This window comes from Halomonas sp. M1 (assembly GCF_029581375.1).
In the GTDB taxonomy this organism is placed as follows: Bacteria; Pseudomonadota; Gammaproteobacteria; order Pseudomonadales; family Halomonadaceae; genus Vreelandella.
In genome coordinates this window covers 995,738-1,019,118 of record NZ_CP121119.1, presented here as the reverse complement: position 1 = coordinate 1,019,118, position 23,381 = coordinate 995,738, and the positions used below count along the sequence as shown (strand labels likewise).

The window sequence follows — 23,381 nt, the reverse complement described above, 5'->3', positions numbered from 1 at the left end:
GTGGATTCGTCAAGGTAGCCAACAACAAGAAAATAGAGAGTGGTCAGTCGAGAGGTGGTGAATTCTTGGTATTTTTCAATACAATCAATTTTTTAATTTATTTTTTAAAGATGTTGGGTAAGTATTTACACTTAAGTGTTTAGACTAATGTCTACTCTTTCCACGAGGAAAAAGCATCAGCTAACGTTTCATGTATATACATTTAGTGTGGTGCAGTACTTCAATACGATGAGTGGGACTTTAGAGTGGGAGGCTAGAGCGTGGATCTATGAAGATTGGCGATGTACCGAGGAGCGCAGCTTGTAGCGGTTGCCTGGGTGCAGTAAGCGTGCATAGCTGATGAGCTGCTCACCTGACCATGTGCGCCGGATCATGCTTAGACAGGGGGTAGCGGTATCAATAGCCAGCCACTCGGCGGTTTGCTGATCGACGAGCACGGCCTCAACGATGTGCTCTACGTCAGTGATTGGGCAGGCCGCTACCAGTATTTCGTTGGGTGTATGTACCGAAAAATCACTTTTCAGATAATTGGGTACCCAGCGGGGGTTAACATAGCGGTTTTCAAGTTGAATGGGCGTGTCGTTTTCCAAGTGTACGAGCAGTGTTTGAAACACGCGACTGCCAAGGCGCACACCCAGGCGCAAAGCGATTTCGTCATCTGCTTTAATGGCTTCGCAAAGCAACACGTGGCTGCTGTAATGATGCCCTCGGGAGCGTACTTCATCGGCAATGTTGTACACCTCGACCAAAGACGACTCTGCTTTGCGATCTGTCACAAAGGTACCCAGCCCAGGTTGGCGCGTTAGGTAGCCTTTTTGGACGAGATCACGGATCGCTTTGTTAGCGGTCATTCGGCTTACCCCAAAATCTCGGGCAAGCTGCTCTTCGGGGGGGATTTGGTGGTGTGCAGGCCAGGCACCGCTCTGGATTTTCTCTAACAGGTGCTGCTGTATTTGCAGATAAAGTGGGGGCGCGCTGGTCATGAAGTGCCTTCAAATGAATCTATTGTCTAACCGTAGCCAGTGTACCTTGTGCGAAAGCTAAGGGCATCAACTCGACACTTACGGGGGGCGTTATCTCACCGAGGGGATAGTAATACTGGCGTCTAACAACCGCTAGGTATCCTTGCTAGTCTTGAATGAATGTCTTACTAACAACGAGCGAATACAATGCACGTTCATGAGTATCAACAGTACGATGCCATCGGCCTCGCTGAGCTGATTCGTGGTGGTAAGGTTAGCTCAAAAGAGGTGTTTGATGCCGCGGTAAATGCGATTACAACGCTAAATCCTACGCTGCATGGGGTGGTAAGAACGCGTTTTGAACGGGCCAACCAGGAGCGCTTGAACGCTGCTGAGAAGTCCCCCTTTGCGGGTGTGCCCACGTTAAGCAAAGACCTATTGATGGCCCTTGAAGGGGAGCCGCTCGCCTTTGGTAGTGCTTCACTATCCAGCTGGCGCCCTAAAGAGGATTCGCTACTGATTAAGCGCGTGCGAGAGGCCGGTTTGGTGGTGATGGGGCAGACCGCAACCCCAGAGCTTGGGCTAATGGGCATTACCGAACCAAAGGCGTTTCCACATCCACAAAACCCGTGGCGGGAGGGGTACTCCCCCGGCGGCTCAAGCGGTGGTGCCGCCGCGGCGGTTGCCAGTGGCATGGTGCCCATTGCGCTAGCGGGGGATGGCGGTGGCTCTATTCGCATTCCCGCCAGTTACTGTGGCCTGTTTGGTTTTAAACCTTCCCGTGGCCGGGTGCCACTCGCGCCTGCCCACGGTGAGGTGTGGCAAGGAGCGGTGGTTGAGCATGCGCTGACGCGTAGCGTGCGGGATAGCGCGGAGCTGTTAGAGCATATTAATGGCATGGCGCCCTCTGGGCCGTACCCCACTCCCCGTGAGACGGGCTATGTGGCTGCGTTATCGTCTTCCAGCAAGCCGCTGCGTATCGCTGTGTCGCTAGGCGCTTTTTTGAGTCGCGGCCTTGGCACCCGGGTAAGTGCGGAGGTGACAGCCGCCGTTGAGAAAGCTGCCCATGCGTTGGTCGCCATGGGGCATGAGGTAGAGTGGTGCGACCCGCCGGTTGAAGGTGATGCCCTGGCGGATAGCTATTTAACGCTCTATTTAGGCCACCTAGCCGCAGACCTGCATTGGGTGAGCCAGCAAACGGGAGTGCCGGTGCATCGGCTAGCTATTGAGCCTTCCACCCGAGCTGTCGGTAGGCTGGGAGCCAAACTTTCAGCAAGAGATTATGAGCTTGCCAAGCGTTACTGGCATGTGGCCGCGGAGCAGATGAGTCACTTTCACCAGCGCTTTGATGCGTTGGTGATGCCGGTGGCCGCAGATACCGCCCCTAAAATGGGTGAGCTATATCCGACTGCCGCCCGTGAACGGTTAATGGCGCTGTTAGCCATACCCGGGGTGCCTTCATTGGCACTAAAAGCGGGCATGTTAAAACGCTTAGCGGTGGATGCGCTTCGCCGAACCCCGTTTACACAGCTGGCTAACCTTACCGGCCAGCCGGCGATGTCTGTGCCTTTTCATGTGGCAGCTAATGGCTTGCCCGTTGGTGTGCAAGTGGTGGGGCGCCTTGGGGAGGATAAACAGCTGTTTCAGCTAGCGGCCGCCATGGAGCAACATGACGATTGGCAGTGCCGTATTAGCCCGCAAGCGTTTGGCGTTTAAGCAGGGTAAACTACGCGGCTTTGAAACAACGCTTGGCGCTCTGCATGAACCCCACAGATACACCTATAAGCTACGAGTTAACGTCGGCAGGAGATCGCTACTTCGATGGCTTAGTCGATAAGTTCTCGCGCTCACTTTATCAAGCACCCCGGGGCGAGCTGCGCTTGGCTATGCTGGATTACTTACTGCCCGATATGCTGACGCTAAACGCGCAGCCTGTGCTTGATGTAGGCGGCGGCTTGGGGCAGCTTTCAGCGTGGTTTGCCGAGCGTGGGCACGCGGTGACCATGGCAGAGCCTTCCCTGGATATGCTAGCTCATGCAAGCGTTTGGCATGCTGAGCGTATTGCCGCAGGCGCCATGCTGCCCGAACAGCTTGATTACCTGTCGGCGCCGCTTCAAGCATTGCCCCAGCAAGCCCCAGGGCCATGGCCGCTGATTACTTGCCACGCAGTGCTTGAGTGGTTGGGAGAGCCTCGGCAGGCCATGCAAACCCTCGCTAGCCTCTTAGCCCCTGGCGGGCAGTTAAGCCTAATGGTGTTTAACCGCGATGCGCTGCGTTTTTCTAACGTGGTGAAGGGCAACCTGCAAAAAGCACTCAGTGACCAGTTGGAAGGTAAGGGCAAGCGGCAGCGCTTAACACCGATTTCCCCGGTTACCCATGATGAAATATGCCAGTGGGGGGCTGAGAACGGCTTAATCATGGATAGCGTTGCAGGGGTACGTATCTTTCAAGACTACCTACGCCAGCCCCCTGGCAAAGAGAGCGAGCAGGCAACGCTGCTGGCGCTAGAAAAGCAGTACTGCCGCCAAGATCCTCACTGGCGGCTAGGCCGCTATTTACTTTATACCTTTACTAAACCCGAGGCTGACCAATGAGTGCTCAACTGCCCGCTTGCCAACTCCTTGAACGTTATTATGGGCAGGCAGCCCAGCTTTGGCCGATTGCCCCCCCGGAAGACCCTTGGCTGATCGATCGCTCCAAAGCGATGGTGAGCGATAATGTGTCGCTGCGTGGACTGTGGGAAGGCCGCGATAAAGCCGCCGTTAGCCCGTTCGATGTGCCTTTTGTTCAGCAGGCTGGGCAGGTGGTACTATTTTGGCCAAAAGCCCACCAGTTGGGGATCTGGTGGCTTGAGTGGCTGTGCCGCATGCTGCCTGAAAATACACCGGTTGACGTGGTGGGTGAACACCAGGGCGGTATCAAGCGCGTGCCAAAAATACTGAGCGGGCTGGGGATGCGCTGCGACAAGCTGGATAACGCTCGGCGTTGCTCTTTGTTTGCTACCCGGACCGTGGCTATTGAAAATCCTGACAGCGCATGGCAACGCTTTGAAGCATTGTCGCTGACGCTGATGAGCCATCCTGGTGTGTTTGGTCATGGCAAAGTGGATGAAGGAACCCAGCTACTGCTGCACGCTGTAGAAACAGCCCTAGAGCCCCTGCCCCCAAAAGCATTAAAGGTGCTGGATATGGGCTGTGGCGATGGCATTTTGAGTGCGTGGCTAGCGGCCCGTGGCCATGAAGTTACCGCCGTGGATGTAAGCGCTTTTGCAGTAGAAGCCTGCCGCCGAACGCTAGCGGCTAACCACCTTAGCGGCCAGGTATTGGAAAGTGATGTTTACTCGGCGCTTGAAGGGCAGCGTTTTGACCTGATTGTGAGTAATCCACCGTTTCACCAAGAGCGCGAGATTAGTTATGGACCCAGTGCGCGGTTGATAGAAGAGGCGCCTAATCATTTAACCGGTAAAGGGCAGCTGGTGTTGGTGGCCAATGCGTTTTTACCTTATCCCGGCCTGCTTGAGCGCACGTTTGGCAGCTTCGAAACGCTGGCGGATAATCGACGCTTTCGGGTTTACCGTGCCAAGCCGGAAGACAGTAGCAAAACCAGCGTTCAGGCGTCCAAAAAACGGCGCTGAACGCAGATTAAGCTTTGCCAGTGTAGCGAATGGCGGTAATGGTGTAGAGCGTTTCGCCGTTGGGCGTAAGCACCGTTACGTCGTCGCCTACCTCTTTGCCTAGCAGCGCTTTGGCCATGGGGGCATCGATACTGATCCAGCGTTTTTTAGTATCGATTTCATCGTGGCCAACAATCCGAATGGAGAGTGCTTCGCCTTCCTCATCTTCCAAATCTACAAAGGCACCAAAAAACACCTTATCGGTGTTGGCCGGTAACCTATCAACGACCTGCAGCTCATCCAAACGATTGGTTAAGTAGCTAATCCGCGCAATAACGCGATTTAACTCTTTTTTGTTGTAGGTGTAATCCGCGTTCTCGCTACGGTCGCCCTGGGCGGCGGCCTCGCCTACCTTGGCCGATATTTCTGGCCGCTTCACCCGGGACAGGTGATCTAAAATGCTGCGCAGGCGGGCAGCGCCTTCGGCGGTAATTAAATTGCTTTTGGGCGCTTGGCGCGGATCTTTAGCTGGGTCGCGCCAGCGCGTCATATTGCGGCCTTTCATCGGTTTTCTTCGCCTTGAACAAAATGACTAGCTTACGCTAAGGGCGCTCACTATCACATAGCCGATGATCTACTGGCGAATCATTCAAACGTTCGTTACATTGTGAGGGTAAGCTATTCCAGTCATCCACTGTATAAAAATAATCTAGGAGCTTTTAATGCGTACACACCCTTTTTCTCGCTTACTGATCGCTGCTGCCCTAGGCAGTACCCTGGCCTTAGCGCCGTTAACTGCGTCGGCCTATGACGGTGAGCTTTTCTCACTGAAAAATCGTTGGGAAAACACCGTGACTGATATGCCGGCGAATCAGCGCGAAAGCACACTAAGAGCGCTGGCAAGCGAAGCCGAAAACCTTGCGAGCCAGCACCCCAATGAAGCTGAAGTGCTGATTTGGCAGGGTATTGTGCTGGCTTCTTATGCCCGTGAGCGTGGCGGTCTAGGCGCGTTAGGCACTGCTGGCGATGCCCGTGATGTGTTAGAGCGAGCAATTGAGATCGACCCGCAGGGTGGCAATGGGTCGGCGTATGTGACCCTTGGTGCCCTTTATGATCGCGCGCCGGGTCGCCCGCTAGGGTTCGGCAATAGCAATACCGCTGAGCGCATGTTTCAGCGAGCGTTAGAGATCCGCCCTGACGGTATTGACGTTAACTACTACTATGCGGCGTTCTTAAAAGAAGAGGGCAACACACAAGCCGCCCGCGAGCATGCTGAACGCGCTGTCAACGGTACCGCGCGTGATAGCCGCCAAGCATCTGATGAAGCACTGCGCCAAGATGCAGAGGCACTGCTGCAAACGCTATAGTTTTAGAGTTCTTTTTAAGTCAGCTTTTCAAGATGGTTTTTCTAAACAGTTTTTCTAGCCAGTTTTTCTAGACAGTTATAGCGGCATTGGCATTCCCGGTGGTGAGCATTGATAATAGATCGATTGTTATCATCGGGAGTGCTTTATGGTGAATCGTTCGAACCCCTCAGCACCGCCACAACTTGGCCGCAGCGACGTTGAGCTTCTTAAGCGCGACACTCTCTATCAAGGTTTCTTCCGGCTAGAAGCGTTGGAACTGCGCCATCGTCTGTTTGAAGGGGGCTGGAGCAGCACCATGCGCCGTGAAGTGCATAATCGCCATGATGCGGTAGGCATTCTGTTGTACGACCCTGCTAAAGATGCCCTGGTGCTGATCGAGCAGTTTCGCGCAGGGGCCATTGACGACCCGCTGTCTCCTTGGAAATTAGAACTGGTGGCCGGGCTTGCGGATAAGGATGAACCGCTTGAAGAAGTTGCCCGCCGTGAAGCGCTGGAAGAAGCGGGATGCCACGTTGGCCAGATCACTCAGCTGCACACGTATTACCCTAGCCCCGGCGCCTGTAACGAGCGGGTGACGCTCTTTTGCGGGCTGATCGATAGCCAAGGGCTGGGCGGTATTCATGGATTGGATGAAGAGCACGAAGATATTCGTGTTCATGTCGTTAATTACCCCACTGTATGGGAACTCCTGGAGCAGGGAAGGCTCGACAACGCCATGTGTTTGATTGCGCTTTACTGGTTAGCAGGGCAGCGCGCGTCCCTGCGCGCGGCCTCTCATCGCGCTGTATTGCCAAACACAGATGCCAAGCGAACCTGATTAAGGAGTGAGCATGGCCAGAGCTGCCTATGTCACCGATTTAAAATCTCTGCAGGGTGAGTGTAGCGCTAATTACCTGCGCTTGATTCGTCTGGTAGGGGATATGGAGTGTGGCCAGCAGCGCGATATTGCGCTGCATGGCGACGACCAGCACTTTGGCGATCTACATCTGACCATTGTGCAGCAGGCCCCCTATACCACCATGATAGAAGTTTCCCAGAGCGGCCCTCTGGATGCGGTGATTGAAGGGCCGCGGATGCGCGTCCACCTCTACCATGATGTGCGTATGGCCGAGGTGACGGACTTTCAGCGCGAGCGTCACTTCAGCGGCCGCTACCGTTACCCCAATGCCAGAATGCACCAACCCGATGAAAAGCTGCAGCTCAACCGCTTTTTGGGCGAGTGGTTAGCCCACGGTTTGGCCCATGGCCACGCCTATGATGTGCCGGAGACACCTTAAATGCGGTTGGTACAAATTACCGATGCTCACTTACATGCCGATAAAGAAGCACGCTCTAGAGCCGGTGTGCCTTGGCGACAATTTCAGCAGGTGCTTGAGCGCGTCATCGCCGAGCGGCCCGACATCGTCGTGTTCACCGGTGATGTCAGCCAGGATGAAACCTCTGCCTCTTACTCGCTGGCCTGCCAGGCACTGGCTGCGCTGCCTTGCCCATGGTTCTGGATTCCTGGCAATCACGATCAGCCTGAGCTGATGCTGGCGGAACATCCGCTGCTTGAAGAAGTGGATTTAGAGCAGTGGCGCCTACTGCTGCTAAATACTCGGGTTGAGGGGCAGCCATACGGTAGGCTCGGCAGCGAGCAGCTCTCCACCCTTGCCGCACAGCTTGAATTCGACGACAGGCCGACGCTAATTGCCATGCACCATCCGCCAGTAGCCGTGGGGGCCGCGTGGATGGACGCCATTGGTTTGCAAGACCGTGATGCCTTCTGGCAAGTGTTAAGTGCCTACCCCCAGGTAAAGATAGTGCTATTTGGTCATGCCCATCAGGCTTATGCACAGAAGCATAGCGTGGCGGGAGCGGACATCGGCGTGTATGGCTGCCCAGCCATGGCGGATCAGTTTATGCCCAGTGCTGAAAGCTTCGCGATTGATGAAGCCTCTCGGCCTGGCTATCGCGTTATCGACCTGCACGGCGCCGAGTGGCAGACCTGGATTGAGCGAGTGGCGGTATAGCGATTTCTGTGCACGCAGCAATAATCTTAGTAAAAATTACCTGGGTATCTTTTGATAGTCGATAAAGATATAAAAAGATAGTTATTAATTCTTTTGGGTTATTATCGGGCCAGCGTTACCCTACTCATCATTAGCCACCCCTGGGTAATACCCAGTGTGACGGCAAACAGTGTTTGCACATGCAAGCTTCGTTTTGTGAGGGAGTAGGTAATGAACCAGTTTTCTGCGCCGTCGACGGTTCGGCAAGAGGTGCCCGGCGCACCTGATGCCGCGCGTTTGACCCATTTAAAGCAGCTAGAAGCTGAATCGATCCACATTATCCGGGAAGTGGCCGCTGAGTTTAGCAACCCGGTCATGATGTACTCTATCGGTAAAGACTCCTCGGTCATGCTCCATCTGGCTCGCAAAGCGTTCTACCCCGGCACACCGCCGTTTCCGCTGATGCATGTCGACACCACCTGGAAATTTCGGGAAATGATCGAGTTCCGTAACCGCATGGCAGAAGAAGCGGGGATGGAACTGATTGTGCATACCAACGAAGAGGGGCGGGCGGCCAATATCAACCCCTTCGATCATGGTAGCGCCAAGTACACCGACATTATGAAGACTCAGGCGCTGAAACAAGCCCTGGATAAGTACGGCTTTGATGCGGCCTTCGGCGGCGCCCGCCGTGATGAAGAGGCGTCTCGCGCCAAAGAGCGCGTTTACTCCTTCCGCGATAAATACCACCGCTGGGACCCGAAAAATCAGCGCCCTGAGCTCTGGAATGTGTACAACGCCAAGGTCAATAAAGGTGAGTCTATCCGCGTGTTCCCGCTCTCTAACTGGACCGAGTTGGACATCTGGCAGTACATCTACCTTGAGTCGATTCCTATCGTGCCACTCTATTACGCCGCCAAGCGCCCGGTGGTGGAGCGTGACGGTATGCAAGTGATGGTCGATGATGACCGCCTACCCCTCGCGCCAGATGAAGTGCCGGAAGAGAAGTTTGTTCGGTTTAGGACATTAGGTTGCTACCCGCTGACCGGTGCAGTGGAGTCTGAAGCAGCTACCTTGCCGGAAATTATTCAAGAGATGCTGTTGACCAAAACCAGCGAGCGCAGCGGCCGGGCCATTGATCGTGATCAGGTAGGCTCGATGGAGAAGAAAAAACGTGAGGGGTACTTTTAATGGCTCACCAGTCCAATTTAATCGCGGATAATATCGAGCAGTACCTGCACGAGCATGAAAACAAAGATTTGCTGCGTTTTATCACCTGCGGCAGCGTTGATGATGGCAAGTCCACGTTGATTGGTCGATTGCTCCACGATTCGAAAATGATCTTTGAAGACCAGCTGGCGGCGATCACTCAAGCGTCCAAAACCAGCGGCACCACCGGCGATACGGTGGACTTGGCGCTATTGGTAGATGGCCTGCAGTCTGAGCGCGAGCAGGGCATTACCATTGATGTCGCCTACCGTTTTTTCTCGACGGATAAGCGTAAGTTCATTATTGCCGATACCCCAGGGCACGAGCAGTACACCCGTAATATGGCCACAGGTGCTTCTACTGCGAGCCTGGCGATTATTCTGATTGATGCCCGTTATGGCGTGCAGACCCAAACCCGACGCCATAGCTTTATTGCTGACTTGCTGGGTATCCAGCATCTGGTGATTGCGGTCAATAAGATGGATTTGGTGGGCTTTTCTGAGGCGCGCTTTAATGAAATCGTTGCCGAGTACCGCGAATTTGCCACTAACCTGAGCGCGCCGGACATCCGCTTTGTGCCGATGTCGGCCCTTAACGGCGACAACGTGGTAAATCAAAGCGAACAAACGCCCTGGTATTTTGATGCGAGTACTGATGAACGCTACGAAGGTAAAACGCTCATCGAAATGCTGGAAAGCGTGGAAATTAGCCGCGACCAAAACCTCACGGATCTAAGGCTGCCAGTGCAGTACGTTAACCGCCCGAACCTAGATTTTCGCGGTTATTGCGGCACCTTGGCGGCGGGCGTCGTGCGCCCTGGGCAGTTAGTGAAGGTGCTGCCATCGGGTAAAACATCGCGCGTCGCCCGTGTGGTGACCTTTGATGGTGACCTAGAGGCTGCCTACCCAGGCCAGGCGATCACCGTCACCCTAGAGGATGAAATTGACATTTCCCGTGGGGATTGGATTGTCAGCGCAGACGCTGAGCTGCCGCTTTCCAATGCGTTCAACGCCGACATTGTCTGGATGCATGAAGAGACGCTCACCCCCGGCAAGCTTTATGACTTTAAGCTTGCCACCCGTGATCTTTCGGGTCAGGTAAGCGCGATTGAGTACCAGATCGATGTCAATACGCTGGAAAAGCACACCACCGATGCGCTGGGCTTAAACGCCATTGCCCGCTGCGAGGTCGAGCTGACCGCCGCAATTCCGGTCGATAACTACCGCACCAGCCCCGGTACGGGTAGCTTTATTATCATTGACCGGCTGAGTAACGTGACTGTCGGTGCAGGCATGATTCGCGGCGCGGCCAATGCCCGTGAGCAAGCTAACGCTACCGATTGGGTCGCTTTTGAGCGGGATTTGAATGCCCTGGTGCGCAAGCACTTTCCCCATTGGGAATCGAAGGACATTCGCGACCTACTCCGCTAGCGCGTTGCCTTAAGCAATAAACAGCAGCAAAAAAAAGCCGCCTTGATCACTGCGATCAAGGCGGCTTTTGCGTACTGGCAGGGGTTACTCCGCGTTAGGGAAGAACAGCTGCTGACCACCAACGGTAAAGTCTGCGATGGCCTGTTGTCCTTCGTCAGACACCAACCATTCGTGCCACTGAGCGGTCAACTCATGCTTGAGGTGCGGATGTTGCTCCTCGGACAGCAGCAGGCTCCCGTACTGATTGAACAGCGCCTCGTCGCCTTCGAACAGCAGCGTGAGGTCTTGTGGGTTTTCAAACGCGACCCACGTGGCGCGGTCGGTGAAGGTATAGGCATTCATACCTGCCGCGGTGTTCAGCGTCGGCCCCATGCCGCTGCCTAGCTCCCGGTACCACTCGCCTTGGGGCGTCACGCCCGCCTCTTCCCATAGGCGCAGCTCAGCACGGTTCGTGCCGCTGTCATCACCGCGAGAAGCAAACGGTGACTCGCTCTCAGCAATGCGGGCAAACGCGTCGGCTACGCTCTCGCTATCGCTGATGCCCGCCGGGTCGTCTCTCGGGCCTACGATAACGAAGTCGTTATACATAACGTCCAAACGCTCAGTGGCGTACCCATCTGCCACGAACTGCTCTTCACCCGCCGTGTCATGAACCAGCAGGCTGTCGGCATCGCCACGACGGGCAATTTCAAACGCCTGCCCGGTGCCAACGGCTACGACCCGCACGTCGATGCCGGTGGCCTCGGTGAACGTGGGAATGATGGCGTCGAACAGGCCTGAATTCTCGGTAGAGGTCGTAGAGGCGAGCGTAATGAAGTCGTCATCCGCGAGTAGCGAAGCGCTCCAGGCCAAGACGGTCGTGCATAGGCTGGCGGTAATAAGCGTGGTCGTTTTATCCACGGTCTGCTCCTTTAGGTATTGTTCAGCGCTGGGTGGGGCTTACCAAACCAGCTCACCCCGGATAAACGCCCTGGCCTGAGAAGAGGCTGGGGCGTTGAAAAAACGTTCGGCAGGGGTGTGCTCGAGTACCTGACCGCTGTACATAAACAGCACGTCATCCGCCAAGCGCTTGGCTTGATGCAGGTCGTGGGTCGTCATCACAATGCGCGTACCGTTTTGGTGGAACTCATTCACTGCGTCTTCCACGGATTTGATAGCCGCCGGGTCGAGAGCCGAGGTAGGTTCATCTAAAAACAGTACGGCGGGTTTTAAAAGCCATGCTCGGGCCAGCGTTAGGCGCTGCTGCTCGCCGCCGGAAAGTACTCGTGCAGGGCGCCTGGCTAGGGCGGCTAAACCGAACTTCTCCAGCGCCTGCATGGCGAGTGGTTTGCGCTGGCGCCAGGGCACACCTTGTACCGCCAGGGCATAGGTGAGGTTGTCGATGGCCGAGCGGCGTAGTAACACCGGCCGCTGAAATACCATCGCCTGAACCGGGGCTGCGCCTCCCCAACTTATCTGGCCGCCGCTGGGGTACAAAAGCCCGTGGGCCAAACGCATGAACAGGCTTTTGCCCGCCCCGTTAGGCCCCATAATGAGGGTGCGATAGCAGCCGGATAGCGTAAGCGTTGTGGGGGCTAACAAACGGTGGCCGCGATGCTCAAAATGAGCCTGCTGAAAGTGCAGGGCGGGCACTACAGACGGAGGCATGTGACTTAATTGTGAGGGCGTTAGCAGCGGTGCGTTCATCCTAGCCGCCTTTTTGCTGCTTCACTGACGCTGTGAGCCAACGCATTAATCAGTGTTACCAGTGTCAGCAGTACAATGCCTAATCCCAGCGCAAGGGGTAGGTTGCCCTTGCTGGTTTCCAGTACGATGCTGGTGGTCATCACACGGGTAACGCCATCAATATTGCCGCCGACAATCATTACTGCGCCCACTTCGGCGCTGGCACGCCCAAAGCCCGCCAGTACCACCGTAAGCAGACCAAAGCGGGCATCCCACAGCAGGGTGGGCATCATGCGCAGTTGGGTAAGCCCCAAGGAGCGTAATTGTTCGGCATACTCGTGATGTAGTGCTTCAACCTGCTGACGGGTTAGCGCCGCGATGATGGGAAAGACCAAAATGACCTGCGCAATCACCATGGCGGTGGGGGTAAACAGCAGTCCGAACTGGCCCAGCGGCCCCGCCCGGGAGAGCAGCAGATAAACACATAGCCCGGCTACCACTGGTGGCAATCCCATTAATGCATTGAGCAGCACGATTAGCGCGTTGCGGCCAGGAAAACGCCATAACGCCAGCGCTGCGCCTACTGGCAGGGCTAAGGCGCTGGCGATTAACACGGCAATCAGCGACACCTGCAGTGAGAGTGTCACAATGTTGATCAAGGCGGAATCCATGCCCAGAATCAGCCCGAGTGCCGTATAGAAAGGGTTATCACTTGCTGACATAAGTACCTGATGTGGGAGCGTCTGGTCGCGGAAAAGCCAGTGTAATGGCCGTAGGGCAACGGGTTAGCTAAACGTATTTGTTATTCTGCATAGTGTACGTTTAATTGAAGTTATGCATCAGTTGCTGAAATATATGCAGCTTTACGCAGAAAAATGCAGGGTAAGCGATGTACCACAGCTATTTAACTACCGCTGAAGTGGCCGATTATTTGCGCTTAAAAGAGCGCAAGGTGTATGACTTGGTGCGCCAAGGCCATATTCCCTGTAGTCGCGCCACGGGAAAACTGCTGTTTCCTCGTCAGCACATCGACATTTGGGTGCTTAGCCACTTGGAAGGGGACCAAGCACAGCGGCAGTCGCCTCCGGCGGTTTTAGCCGGTAGCCAAGACCCGCTGTTGGAGTGGGCTGTGCGCGAGAGCGGCAGTGATCTGGCCTTGTTGTGTCATGGCAGCGGCGACGGCGTGCGTCGCTTGCTAGAGGGCAAGGCAATGCTGGCGGGCATTCATCTTCTGGATGCTTCTTCTGGGCGTTATAACGAACCCGCTGCGCTAGGGTTGAACGGGGTACGCGATCTGATTGTGCTGCACTGGGCCAAGCGCCGCCAGGGGCTGCTGTTGGCGCCGGGTAATCCGCTGAACCTTTGGTCGCTAGGCGATATTGCCAAACAAGGGGTGGTGCTTGCCCATCGCCAGCCAGGAGCGGGGGCTGCTCAGCTCTTAAGCTGCTTGCTACAGGAGGCAGGTATCGTGCCAGAAGCGCTGAGGTGGGCAGCGCATTCCTCCCTTAGCGAAGACGATTTGGCGCTGGTCATTGCCCAAGGCGATGCCGATGTAGGACTCGGCATGGAGGCTGCTGCACAGCGTCAGCAGCTAGATTTCATCCCGCTGGTGGAGGAGTCTTTCGATGTGGTGATGCATCGGAGAAGCTATTTTGAGCCAGCCGTTCAGGCGCTTTTTGCGTTTGCCCGCACGCCCCGATTTGCCCAACGAGCCAACACATTAAACGGTTACGATGTAAGCCAACTGGGCCGCGTGTTGTACAACGCCTAGACGCGTGGGGCCTGGACGGATTCGCTATCTGCGCTTGACGACTGTACAAGATGCGCCACACTGGGAGAGGCATTGTAGACGCACACTCATCACGAAAGGGAGAGCATGATGAATCAAGCATTGAACGGTAAACGCGTTGCCATTCTCGCTACTGACGGTTTCGAAGAGTCCGAACTAAGCGTGCCCCGCGCAGCGCTCCAAAAAGAAGGGGTTGATGTGCATGTGGTCTCGCCTGAGGGCAAGGGCATTCGCGCTTGGGCCGAAACCAACTGGGGCGATACTTACGACGCTGACAAGTCGCTGGCAGATACTAAAGAATCAGACTACCACGCTCTGGTGCTGCCCGGTGGCCTGTTCAATCCTGATGAGCTGCGTTTGAACGAAGACGCGCTAAGCTTCGCTAAGGCATTTTTTCAAGCGGGCAAGCCGGTTGCCGCCATTTGCCACGCGCCTTGGATTTTGATTAATGCTGGCGTAGTAGAAGGGCGCACAATGACCTCCGTGCTGAGCGTCGCCCAAGATCTGCTCAATGCCGGTGTGAACTGGGTCGACGAGCCGGTCGTAGTTGATAACGGCCTAGTGACCAGTCGTACCCCCAAAGACCTGGACGCTTTTAATGCCAAACTGCTGGAAGAGTTGCAGGAAGGTCGCCACTCAGGTCAGCTCGCTTAATGGCGTGGTATCACCCATGGGTAAGCTTTGCCAAAAGGCTTACTCACGTTATTGCAAAGCCCATGAAGCGGGACAGCGGGCGCGGTGGGATGGTTGTGCATCCTTATCGTGGTTACGGTTCTCAGCGTGAAATATTTGTTATGGGCCGGGTGTTTCGTCAGGCGGCCCTGGGGCGTGCGATACCTCGCCGAGGAATGCTGCGGGACACAGCCGATGTGGCCCGGCGTATCTTTCGGCGTGGTTTACCTGATGCCCAGGTTGAGATCCATGTGGGCGATAATCAGCTATGCATGACAACCGATCGCGACGGCTATTTTGACGCTCATTTGCCTATCAGTTCCACCCTGCCGTTGGATGTTTCCTGGCACCGAGCCGATATCTTAGTGCACGCCAAGGGGCAGGCGCCCGTTCGCACCAGCGTTGAGGTTTACGTGCCACCGCCTGAGGCTGACCTGCTTGTCATTAGCGATATTGACGATACGGTTATGTTCACTGGCGTGGCAGAAAAGCTCAAAATGCTTTACCGCTTATTTGTGCGTAAACCTCATCGTCGCACGGCATTTCCTGGGGTTGCTTCTCTCTATCAGGCGCTCTATCGCGGTAAAAGCGAAAAGGCTGAGCGGCCTATTCTGTATGTTTCCAGGGGGCCTTGGGCTATTTATGAAATGCTGGAAACCTTCTTTCAGCTTAACCGCATTCCCGTTGGCCCTATTCTCTTTCTGCGCGAGTGGGGGATATCATTGCGCAAGCCATGGCCGCGGCGAGCGGAAGCCCATAAGCGTGATCTTATCGATCGTATGTTGACGCTCTATAGCGATATGCCGTGTATCTTAATTGGCGACAGCGGCCAGCACGACCCGGAGGTCTATACCGAGGTCGTCAAAGCCTATCCAGGGCGGATTAAAGCGATCTATATTCGGCGGGTAGATAAAGACCCTAAGCGCGAAGCGGCTATTCAACGCTTGCGTGATGAATTGGCTGATACCGCGTGTGAATTGGTACTCGCGGCAGACAGTATTTTGATTGCTGAGCATGCTTATGCCCAAGGCGATATTTCTGCCAGAGGGCTGCAGGCAGTGGAGCGGGATGTCGAAGCACACCGAAACACCCCGGACTGAATGGCAAACCAGCTCTGCCATATGCAGCGCTGCGGCGAACGTGATAAAACTAAATGCCTATAAGCGGGTCATTTATTTAGACCTTTCATCAGGGGTGAATATCATGTTCGCGGCGTTTTCAGGCTCGGTGCTTCTATGTTCATCGTATTAATTGCGTTGGCGCTGGCAGTTTTTGTGCTGCCCAACCTGTGGGCGAAATGGGTGCTAAAACGCCATACCCGTGGGCGTGACGATTACCCGGGCACCGGGGCGGAGCTAGCCGACCATCTATTACGCCGTTTAGGGGTAGAAGGCGTCAACGTTGAGCGCACGGAGTATGGCGACCACTATGACCCCGAAGCGAGGTGTGTGCGCCTTTCCCCCGACCACTACGATGGCCGCTCGCTTACCGCCGTCACCGTGGCTGCCCATGAAGTGGGGCATGCCATCCAGCACCATGAAGGCTATACGCCCTTGCTAGCGCGCAGCCGTTTAGTGCAAGTGGCTCAGAAAGCCGAAAAGCTGGGCGCTATTTTAATGATGGCGGCCCCTTTCCTGTTTGTGCTGACCCGGCTGCCAGGCGGGTTAGCCGTGGTGATCGCCATGGCGGTGATTAGCTTTGGTACCGCCGCGCTCGTGCATCTCGTAACGCTACCCGTGGAGTTCGATGCCAGTTTTAACCGCGCACTGCCACTGCTCAAAGAGTACGTCCCCCCCTACGATATGCCCGGTGCTCGCCACGTACTCACCGCTTGCGCGTTTACCTACGTGGCGGCGTCACTGGCCAGCGTGATGAACTTGGGCCGCTGGCTGGTGATTTTGAGGCGCTAGAGCTTTTTATAAATGCCAATCGGATGCAGTTTTTTGCTAGCAATTGCAAGCGCCTTAACAGGTAGCCCACCTTTTTGTAAGCCAGCGCTTAGAATCTTGTAAGCCATTTCTTACACGCGTAAGAGATCCCTGTGACTTGCCTATCTGGGCTTGTCTCGGGCCCCGTTGCCGCTATCCTAATCCGTTCTTATTTAGTAGATAACGATCCAAGGAGCGGCGCGATGGCGGATAAAACGGGCCTGCAGTTTACCCTGACCCTACCCGGGGTGGATGATACCGCCGTGGTGCGTTTTACCCATCGTGAAGCCCTCTCTGAGCCGTTTACCCTCTCCGTGGACTTTGCCAGCCGTACCCACGACCTGTCGCCCACCGACTGTTTGGATCAGGAGGCGACGCTTAGCATTTGGCAGGACGGCGAACCGCTGCGCCGCGTGCATGGGGTGATCGCAGAGCTGCATCGCGGCGATCGCGGTCATCGACGCAGCTTTTATCGGGTCGAGATTCGCCCTGCGCTGTGGCGGTTATCCCTGCGCCATAATTCGCGCATCTTTCAGGACGCCTCGCCTTACGATGCGATTACTACGCTAGCCAGCGAGCGCAGCCTCACCGATATCGGCTTTGCCACCACCCGCACGCCCCTGGATCGCGAGTTTTTGGTGCAGTACCGCGAGACCGATCTGGCCTTTATCGAGCGTGTAGCCGCCGAAGAGGGGTGTTTCTATTTCCATGCGTTTGAGAACGCCGAAGGGGGTAAACACTCGTTAGTGTTTGCTGACGCCACCGTGGTACTGCCCAGCATAGGCGAGCGCGTCTACCACGGTCGCGCCGGGGGCTCCCCGCCCCGACGCCACGTACGCAAGTTGCGTCAGGCCAGCCGGGTACGCCCCGCTTCGGCCATGCTTAAAGACTACACCTTTAAGAACCCACCCTACGACCAGAGTCACGAACACCACGACCCTGGGCTGGGTGAGCATGCCCAGCGGGAAGACTACGAACATTTTGATTACCCTGGCCGTTATAAGAAGGACGCCGCCGGCAAGGCCTTCACCCGTCACCGCTTAGAATCCCTGCGTGCCGATGCCACCACCGCCGAAGCGGAGAGTGATTTACCCGAACTTGCGCCCGGTATTTGCTTTACCCTCACCGACCACGATATCGATAGCCTCAACCGTGACTGGCAAGTGGTCTCGGTGGTGCACCATGGTGAGCAGCCCCAGGCCCTGGAAGAGGACGGGATGGCCCGGGGAGGCTATGACAGTAACAATGGGGGCAGCGGCTCTGCGTCGGCCCAGTCGGGCGAGCTAATGACCCGCTACCACAATGACGTGGTGATCATGCCGAAGGAGCAGACCTTCCGCCCGACGCCCAACCCCAAGCCGCGCGTGGATGGCCCCCAGGTGGCCTTTGTGGTGGGGCCGGAAGGTGAAGAGATCTACTGCGACGAACACGGCCGGGTCAAAGTCCAGTTCCCCTGGGACCGCTACGCCGAACCCAATGAAACCGCCAGTTGCTGGGTGCGGGTGGCCCAAGGCTGGGCAGGCGGCGGCTACGGCAGCATGGCGATTCCCCGTATCGGCCACGAGGTCATTGTCTCGTTCCTAGAGGGCGACCCCGATCAACCGCTGGTCACCGGCCGCACCTACCACGCGGTCAATACCCCGCCCTACCCGCTACCGGAACACAAGACCCGCACGGTCATCCGTACCCAGAGCCATAAGTCAGAAGGCTTTAACGAACTGCGCTTTGAGGACGCCACCGGGGAAGAGCAAATTTGGCTCCACGCCCAGAAAGACCTTGAACTACTCACCCTTAATGACCGCACGGAAGAGATCAAGCGCGACAGCCACCTTAAGGTACACAACGACCGCATCAGCGAGATCGATAACGACGAGCATCACACCGTGCACCGCCACCGCTTTGAGCACACCGAAGGCGCCCAGCATTTAAGCGTGGAAGGCACCATGCATATGCGTGCCGGAGAGGCCTGGTTAAGTGAGAGTGGTCAGGAACTGCATATCAAGTCGGGGCAAAAAGCGGTACTTGAAGCCGATGGCGAAATCACCCTAAAAGCCGGTGGCAGCTTTATCAAACTCGACGCCAGCGGTATCACTATCGTTGGCCCCAAAGTGTTGGTCAATGCCGGTGGCAGCCCCGGCAATGGCGCCGGGCAAGCGGTTGAACTGCCCAAACTGGCCCCCGTGCTGGAAGGTAAAGACCATGAGCGGAAAGAGGCGATAGGGCACTCGCCGTTGCTCAGTACGGCGATTGAGCCAGCCACGCAGTACGCCGCGCTGTTGCAAGAAAGCGCGTTATGCCCACTGTGCTCCCCCCGTAAGGAGGCGAAGTAATGATGGCCACTGCTAATCAGCCATCCCACTTGCTCAACACCATCCGTTGGCAATGGCCACGTCACCGGAATGTTTTCCTTATCTTAGATGGCGTCAGGGTCAAAAAAGCCGCACAGCGCTTATATAACTGGTCAGAAGGGAACTTAAACGCAGAGTTGCTTTATGCCGGGACGCCCTTGTCATCACTGAACGATATTTCGCCATGGCTAATCCAACTGACGGGGCCTCAGGATTTAGTGTTGAAACACTATCTGGCGCAAGGAACGCTGGCTGAGTGGGGCTATTTAATCGAAAGTGACGCCCCTCTCACCGAGGTGGCAAAACACTACCGCCATCTATTAGTTGTGTTACACCCATTGGGCACACCCATGATGCTCAGAGTGGCCGACCCGGCGGTGATTGCCGCCATGCTGCCTAATAATAGCTCAATGGCCACAGCCCCATGGGGGCCTATACAGCAGTTATATCTGCCCGATGCAGTGAAAAGCGCGTGGCAGTATCATGCGCCCCAATCCACGACTGAGACACCGCTAACGCTTGACGTGAGTGGCTACCCATTGAACGAAGAGCAGCATCAACGACTGCAGAGCTGTAATCGACGCCGCGATATTCGTCACCTGATGGCCTTTGTGGAACAGCATCATGGCGGCTGGCCATGTACAGACTCAACCCTCCAGCGCTTTCAATTACTTGCGTTATTAGTCGAGGACGCACGTCATTACGGTTTCAACTCGCCTAAAGAGTGGGCGCTGCTGTGCACCTTAATGGCGCGTTTGAGCCTCACCTCCTGGCAAGCCCTAGAACAGCACTCGATTTATCCATTGTTAATCGCCAGCAGCGATTCAGCCCAGCAGCGCCTGAAGCAAGCGCTAGCTGCTACGTCACCAAAAACTGGATCACCAAATACCGCCGCTGCGGCGATATAAGGAAGCCTAACAATGTCGGCGTTTGAACGCCCCTCAGATGAACGTGACAATGCCGAATTTGCCGCCCACGAACTCTCCTCGCGGGATAGCGACGAAGCCGCTACTTGCTCTCTTTTCACCGGCAAGGTACGACTGGTGCCGCTTCGTTACGGCATAGTAGAAGAGCTTGAACCCGACAAAAGCATGCCTTACTCACTGAGAGCCCGTCCGCTAGGCATTCGTTTGCTGCGCAATGGCTATCTCTATGTACTGGATGGCGAAAGCAACGAACTGCATGAGTACGAGTATCGCGATCAAGGGAATACCCTTAAGGGGCACAATGGCGGCAAGCTCGAATACGAGACCGACCGCACGCTTTACGTCTGTTTTTCAGAGGTCGAATGGACCGCAGCAAAACGCACCCAGGTGCAGGAAAGCGAAGAGGATCGCGATGCCTTTATGCAAGCGATCAATCTTGCCAGTGCCAACCCGGTCACCGGTGGCGGCAGGCATCTGATCACGACAGCCCAGGCAGAAGAGTGGGTAGCCGAGTTTGCAGAAGACGCCGAGCTAGAAGTGCCAGAAGAAGGTTACGAGCATGAGGCGGAGCCCTATCTCTGGGAAAACGATCACTACTACCACAAAACGCGTTTAGGCAAGCTGCTTGCTCAGCATGAAGTCGAAGATTGCGACGAGTGCCTTTGCCTGATTGCGCGCGATGATATTGGCGTGATGCGTGATTTGGCCCAGTTTCAGGATGAAGTCGTAGGGTGGATAGAGCAGTGGGCCACTGAGAACGAGGGGCGTACCGAGCGGGATTACATGCTGGCCTGCTATATAGAGTCGCTTTCCCAACTGAACGAAGCCTCACTGGATGACATGCGCCAAGTGTTTAATGATCCAGCCGTTCAGGCGATGTGGGACGAAGTTGCCGCGATGGAGGAGCCTCGGCAAAGTGAGGCTCGGCAGGCGCTGCTTGATTTCCTCAATCAGGAGAGTAATACCGGTAGTTTGCCGCAACCCTCCGACCCGGACTTACCCGAAGACCTTAAGGATCGCCTATACGAAATCCGTCTCGAGGCAGACCGCGCTAATTGGCGGACAATCGCCGATCAATTGAATAGCGAAGTTCATCGCTACTATGTCGAAGAGAGTCTTGGCGACAGTTTAGGGAGCGACTTTGTAGAGCGCCATGGCGAGGCGCTGCTCTCGGTGAAGCAGGGGCACAATGAGCGGCTCAAGGCCCTGCTAAAAGGCAGTAAAATCGGGGAGCGAGGCATTAATGACCTGATTGATCGGGGGCGCATGGATGACTTCCTTGCTGAACAGCGCCCCCGGCTGCAGCGCTGGAATGCTTTGCTCGATACTATCTCTGATGATCGTGCCGATATGCTGTGCAATACACGCTTCCACAACGCTGCTTGGTATTTCGATGCGCAGGACGACGTTCAGGCCCTTGAGGCTTTCAAAGTCCAGTATGGCTGCCTTAAGGATATCTGTCGTAGCGACGAGGTCACTGAGCGAATAGCCGGTTGGCTAGAGGAGGCACCGCACTATGATCGGCCGCTGTTCCATACGCTGCCGCTTGTGGATCAAAATGACTTCATCGGCCAGTACTCTTCAATTGCTAATGCTGGCTACGGCACCTTGCTCAAGCTAGACGACCTACGCAGTGAGCTTATGTCCCTTGAGGCGGGGCGGTTACCTGCGATTGATACACTACTCGAGAATACTCAGGTTATCGCTGATAGTGCCCATCAGACTCTGGGGCCCGCTATCTCGCGGGGAATTGCCCACGTGATGGATGAGTTCTATCAAAGTATCGACCGTCACTCGATGCCTGATATTGAGGAGCTATTCCGACGCCTACCCAAGGCCCTACCGGCGAGAATTCTGGATGCCGCACAGCGCACGGGAGCCACTTTTGTGGTGGCGTCGCATGAAGAGTTAGTGAATTTCCGTCGCACCGTGCAGCGCGTCTTGGCACTGCGTGAGGAGCTCGACACGATACGCAAGCGCCGCAACGAGGTGAAGAAAACCGCTGGGCACCGCTCCCCTGAAGCGAAAGATCTACTTAATGAGTTCAAGCGTCTGCGCCATGAGCTACAAACGGTGCATGAGCCCGCCCTTGCTAAAGCCATTAGCCCAATCGAAGAGCTTCCCGAGAACAGCGTTCGTATCGCGGGGGCTAAACCCGGACGGATTGGCCTGACAGCGATATTTTCCGCCGCCCAGCAGGCCGAGGTGGGCAGGTTAATTAGCAATGTACGCCAAGGGATTGCGGTAGCGCCGAGGGTCAGTTTGGCTGGGGATGGGCTGGGGCTTTTGGTGTTTGCGGCTCAGCTATCAACACTAGCAGAAACATTTAGGCAGTACCAAAATCTGCGAGGTACTGATGAGGCTCTGACTGTTATTGATTTGGCTAAGGTCTTTGCCGCTACTGGTTCGGCCGGGTTCCTAGCTGCTCAAGCAATTATGGATACTGCCCTCGGCGCTAGAGCGAAAGCGCTTGCCGGTGATTTCAATGTGCCCGGTGCTCAAAGTGTGAGCGCCTCCCTTGGAAGGCTACATGTTTTTCTTGGCGGTTTTACATACTTCTTTGGATCTTTTGCAGCGTATTCAAGTTTTTCTAACCGGCACGGAACATGGCAGGAAGCTGTCCGTAGTGGTAACCGTAACGCTCAGAGTGCTGCCATGGCGAGTACAATCGGTGCAGGTGGGATGCTGGGCGCCAATGTATATGGGCTAACCCATACACTACACACCGGCTATTCGGTGGTATTCCGAGGCGCCGAGTGGGCCGCGGCGGGTACACGCCTGGGGACGGTGTTTTGGCGCTTTAATCTCGCTGGGGGCTTGTTTAGCATACTTGAACTGGGAGGGAGCTGGCTGACTAACTATTACAGTATTAGTCGCCATGACGAATGGTTGCTCTCTACGCCCTGGAGCCAGGATGCCTCTAAGGCCGGTAATGATACGCTTGAAGCGTATCAGGCACGGTTACAAGAGATTGCCCAGGCGCCCAAAATCAATGTCACGATTGAAGAGGCTGACAGTTGGTGGAAGAGGAGAGTAAGCGGGCCAATATCGGTCGATTTTAAACTTGTCTTTCCTATTAGCCTTCAAGACCTAACAGCACCCTTTGGCGGCAAGGCACCGGTGCGCCTTTCCCTGGGGGCCTACCAGGTGCACCCTGAAGATGGTGGCCGAGATTATCGGCCTGAGCGCTGGGTGACGGCTACCGATAAGATCGTGGAAAGCTTGTCCCTTGCGGATAAAGCGCCGCTTGCGTTTGCCCTGCCTCAGCCCGAGCCACTGAACTCAATATCCGCGCGCCCCACCCATAATGTTTTTGCCGTTCGGCTGGAAGTGCTGGGCCGCGATGGCCAATATCAGGCCAACGATTACCATATTTATGTATCACCCTCAGGGGGCAGCGGAGATTACACGCCATCGGATGTTGCTATTCGTGGTCAAGAGGCCCCGTGGCAACACATCGACCCCCTTCTTTTTATTTGAT

General features: G+C 55.6%; 21 protein-coding genes. 16 read left to right on the top strand and 5 right to left on the bottom strand.

All coding sequences use genetic code 11. From position 1 onward, the window contains the following. Positions 1–266: 266 nt before the first annotated feature. Positions 267–983 (bottom strand): histidine utilization repressor, encoded by a 717-nt coding sequence (gene hutC / locus P8S54_RS04620; RefSeq protein ID WP_281443410.1) that lies wholly within the window; start codon positions 981–983, stop codon positions 267–269. Positions 984–1,169: 186 nt separating this feature from the next. On the opposite strand from hutC, the gene P8S54_RS04615 reads away from it, so the two are divergent. Genes P8S54_RS04615 through P8S54_RS04605 form a run of 3 tightly spaced genes read left to right on the top strand, consistent with a single transcriptional unit; the run spans position 1,170 to position 4,596 of the window. Next, positions 1,170–2,678, top strand: coding sequence for an amidase family protein (locus P8S54_RS04615; RefSeq protein ID WP_281443409.1), 1,509 nt, complete (start codon positions 1,170–1,172; stop codon positions 2,676–2,678). A gap of 44 nt (positions 2,679–2,722) precedes the next feature. Further along, positions 2,723–3,556: a methyltransferase domain-containing protein gene (locus P8S54_RS04610; protein ID WP_281443408.1), complete on the top strand. Its 834-nt coding sequence runs from the start codon at positions 2,723–2,725 to the stop codon at positions 3,554–3,556. Further along, positions 3,553–4,596: a methyltransferase gene (locus P8S54_RS04605; RefSeq protein ID WP_281443407.1), complete on the top strand. Its 1,044-nt coding sequence runs from the start codon at positions 3,553–3,555 to the stop codon at positions 4,594–4,596. Before P8S54_RS04610 ends, P8S54_RS04605 begins: the two co-directional genes overlap by 4 nt. A 7-nt stretch (positions 4,597–4,603) precedes the next feature. On the opposite strand, the gene greB is transcribed toward P8S54_RS04605, so the two are convergent. Continuing rightward, entirely contained in the window at positions 4,604–5,140 is a 537-nt protein-coding gene (greB, locus tag P8S54_RS04600) for a transcription elongation factor GreB (protein WP_009099880.1), read from the bottom strand. Between the two features lie 157 nt (positions 5,141–5,297). Between greB and P8S54_RS04595 the strand changes: the two genes are divergently transcribed. The 6 genes from P8S54_RS04595 to cysN all read left to right on the top strand — a co-directional run bounded on the left by P8S54_RS04595 (position 5,298) and on the right by cysN (position 10,572). Then, a complete protein-coding gene (locus tag P8S54_RS04595) occupies positions 5,298–5,942 on the top strand; it encodes a hypothetical protein (RefSeq protein WP_281443406.1) in 645 nt (214 codons plus the stop codon). 145 nt (positions 5,943–6,087) lie between these two features. After that, complete coding sequence (locus P8S54_RS04590; RefSeq protein ID WP_281443405.1) at positions 6,088–6,759, top strand: NUDIX domain-containing protein; 672 nt, start codon at positions 6,088–6,090, stop codon at positions 6,757–6,759. A 13-nt stretch (positions 6,760–6,772) separates the two neighbouring features. Beyond that, positions 6,773–7,219 (top strand): DUF1249 domain-containing protein, encoded by a 447-nt coding sequence (locus P8S54_RS04585; RefSeq protein ID WP_281443404.1) that lies wholly within the window; start codon positions 6,773–6,775, stop codon positions 7,217–7,219. Then, positions 7,220–7,954, top strand: a complete 735-nt coding sequence (locus P8S54_RS04580) for a phosphodiesterase (RefSeq protein WP_281443403.1) — start codon at positions 7,220–7,222, stop codon at positions 7,952–7,954. A gap of 210 nt (positions 7,955–8,164) precedes the next feature. After that, positions 8,165–9,124, top strand: coding sequence for a sulfate adenylyltransferase subunit CysD (cysD, locus tag P8S54_RS04575; protein WP_281443402.1), 960 nt, complete (start codon positions 8,165–8,167; stop codon positions 9,122–9,124). Further along, the gene (gene cysN / locus P8S54_RS04570) at positions 9,124–10,572 is read left to right on the top strand and encodes a sulfate adenylyltransferase subunit CysN (protein ID WP_281443401.1); all 1,449 of its coding nucleotides are present in this window, start codon (positions 9,124–9,126) and stop codon (positions 10,570–10,572) included. The genes cysD and cysN overlap by 1 nt, the downstream gene beginning before the upstream one ends. 84 nt (positions 10,573–10,656) lie before the next feature. Here the strand turns inward: cysN and P8S54_RS04565 are convergent, their stop codons facing one another. From P8S54_RS04565 to P8S54_RS04555, 3 genes are read right to left on the bottom strand one after another with little or no spacing between them, the layout of a single operon-like run. Beyond that, positions 10,657–11,472: a substrate-binding domain-containing protein gene (locus tag P8S54_RS04565; protein WP_281443400.1), complete on the bottom strand. Its 816-nt coding sequence runs from the start codon at positions 11,470–11,472 to the stop codon at positions 10,657–10,659. A 39-nt stretch (positions 11,473–11,511) separates the two neighbouring features. Then, positions 11,512–12,258, bottom strand: a complete 747-nt coding sequence (locus P8S54_RS04560; RefSeq protein ID WP_281443399.1) for an ATP-binding cassette domain-containing protein — start codon at positions 12,256–12,258, stop codon at positions 11,512–11,514. Beyond that, complete coding sequence (locus P8S54_RS04555; protein ID WP_281443398.1) at positions 12,255–12,959, bottom strand: ABC transporter permease; 705 nt, start codon at positions 12,957–12,959, stop codon at positions 12,255–12,257. Before P8S54_RS04555 ends, P8S54_RS04560 begins: the two co-directional genes overlap by 4 nt. A 167-nt stretch (positions 12,960–13,126) precedes the next feature. Here P8S54_RS04555 and P8S54_RS04550 point away from each other — a divergent pair, with 167 nt between their 5' ends. The 7 genes from P8S54_RS04550 (at position 13,127) to P8S54_RS04520 (ending at position 23,380) form a co-directional block, all read left to right on the top strand. Next, a complete protein-coding gene (locus tag P8S54_RS04550) occupies positions 13,127–14,008 on the top strand; it encodes a helix-turn-helix transcriptional regulator (RefSeq protein WP_281443397.1) in 882 nt (293 codons plus the stop codon). Between the two features lie 108 nt (positions 14,009–14,116). Next, the gene (locus P8S54_RS04545; RefSeq protein WP_281444064.1) at positions 14,117–14,680 is read left to right on the top strand and encodes a type 1 glutamine amidotransferase domain-containing protein; all 564 of its coding nucleotides are present in this window, start codon (positions 14,117–14,119) and stop codon (positions 14,678–14,680) included. A 62-nt stretch (positions 14,681–14,742) separates the two neighbouring features. Next, positions 14,743–15,798 carry a phosphatase domain-containing protein gene (locus tag P8S54_RS04540; protein ID WP_281443396.1) on the top strand — a complete coding sequence of 352 codons (1,056 nt, stop codon included), beginning with the start codon at positions 14,743–14,745 and terminating at the stop codon, positions 15,796–15,798. Between the two features lie 135 nt (positions 15,799–15,933). Beyond that, the gene (locus P8S54_RS04535; protein WP_281443395.1) at positions 15,934–16,608 is read left to right on the top strand and encodes a zinc metallopeptidase; all 675 of its coding nucleotides are present in this window, start codon (positions 15,934–15,936) and stop codon (positions 16,606–16,608) included. A gap of 221 nt (positions 16,609–16,829) precedes the next feature. After that, positions 16,830–18,956 (top strand): type VI secretion system tip protein TssI/VgrG, encoded by a 2,127-nt coding sequence (gene tssI, locus P8S54_RS04530; RefSeq protein ID WP_281443394.1) that lies wholly within the window; start codon positions 16,830–16,832, stop codon positions 18,954–18,956. Continuing rightward, positions 18,956–19,882, top strand: a complete 927-nt coding sequence (locus P8S54_RS04525; RefSeq protein WP_281443393.1) for a DUF4123 domain-containing protein — start codon at positions 18,956–18,958, stop codon at positions 19,880–19,882. Before tssI ends, P8S54_RS04525 begins: the two co-directional genes overlap by 1 nt. Before the next feature lie 12 nt (positions 19,883–19,894). Next, the gene (locus P8S54_RS04520; RefSeq protein WP_281443392.1) at positions 19,895–23,380 is read left to right on the top strand and encodes a toxin VasX; all 3,486 of its coding nucleotides are present in this window, start codon (positions 19,895–19,897) and stop codon (positions 23,378–23,380) included. Position 23,381 lies beyond the last annotated feature (1 nt).